Origin of the sequence: Citrobacter sp. CK180 (genome assembly GCF_030333655.1) — a bacterium.
In the GTDB taxonomy this organism is placed as follows: domain Bacteria; phylum Pseudomonadota; class Gammaproteobacteria; order Enterobacterales; family Enterobacteriaceae; genus Citrobacter_B; species Citrobacter_B koseri.
In genome coordinates, this window is record NZ_JAOWFM010000019.1 from 1 (window position 1) to 643 (window position 643).

Here is a 643-nt window from a genome sequence, read left to right on the forward strand (position 1 = left end):
AGCTGATAGAAACAGAAGCCACTGGAGCACCTCAAAAACACCATCATACACTAAATCAGTAAGTTGGCAGCATCACCTGGAAAATATACGAAAAGCTGCTTTGTTAATCATGCCAGCTGGGAATATGAAATGATTGAAAAAACGGAGGGATTACTGGAACCCTACAGAGAATTACTTGAGTTCTACCATGCTGCATATATCGAACTGGGACGAAAAGTCCGTCAATACTCAAAATCAGAGGTGGCACAATGACCGATGTAACAATGAATGAAAGCGAGCATAAGGTACCTGACGTAAATACCCGCTCCCCTCATGCGTCCGATAATAGCCGTAGGGTCGTGCAAAGTAAAAATGAACATTACGGCATGGCTACAGTAACTATTACCCCAGGCACGCCAGACTTTAACCGATTTCTCACGGCACGTAATCGTTCCGTAATAAGAGGGTTTGATGATGTCAGTATTGCCATTTCATCCTTATTCAGAACGGTCAATGCAGTTAAGCACCCCGAACTAGTGCAGGCAATTCAAGACTGGTTCAATGAATTGCACGAAGAAAATAATCTAAGGAAGGTGCGAATAAGCAGGTCATTTCTTCCCAAGCTGACTCGCTGATTAAAATTTCGCGGATCTGGGCCGATTTT

At 43.4% G+C, this 643-nt stretch carries 2 protein-coding genes; both read left to right on the forward strand.

What is annotated here, in order from left to right; genetic code table 11:
- Positions 1-63 precede the first annotated feature (63 nt).
- On the forward strand, positions 64-252 hold the full coding sequence (gene mobI, locus OGV50_RS23535; RefSeq protein WP_502873414.1) for a conjugative transfer protein MobI(A/C): 189 nt from the start codon (positions 64-66) through the stop codon (positions 250-252).
- Positions 249-614 (forward strand): hypothetical protein, encoded by a 366-nt coding sequence (locus OGV50_RS00465; protein ID WP_001515713.1) that lies wholly within the window; start codon positions 249-251, stop codon positions 612-614. Before mobI ends, OGV50_RS00465 begins: the two co-directional genes overlap by 4 nt.
- Positions 615-643: the final 29 nt, after the last annotated feature.

Excerpts from the sequence above, each read along its gene's own strand:
- OGV50_RS00465 (WP_001515713.1), top strand. The coding sequence starts at position 249 with ATGACCGATGTAACAATGAATGAAAGCGAGCATAAGGTACCTGACGTA.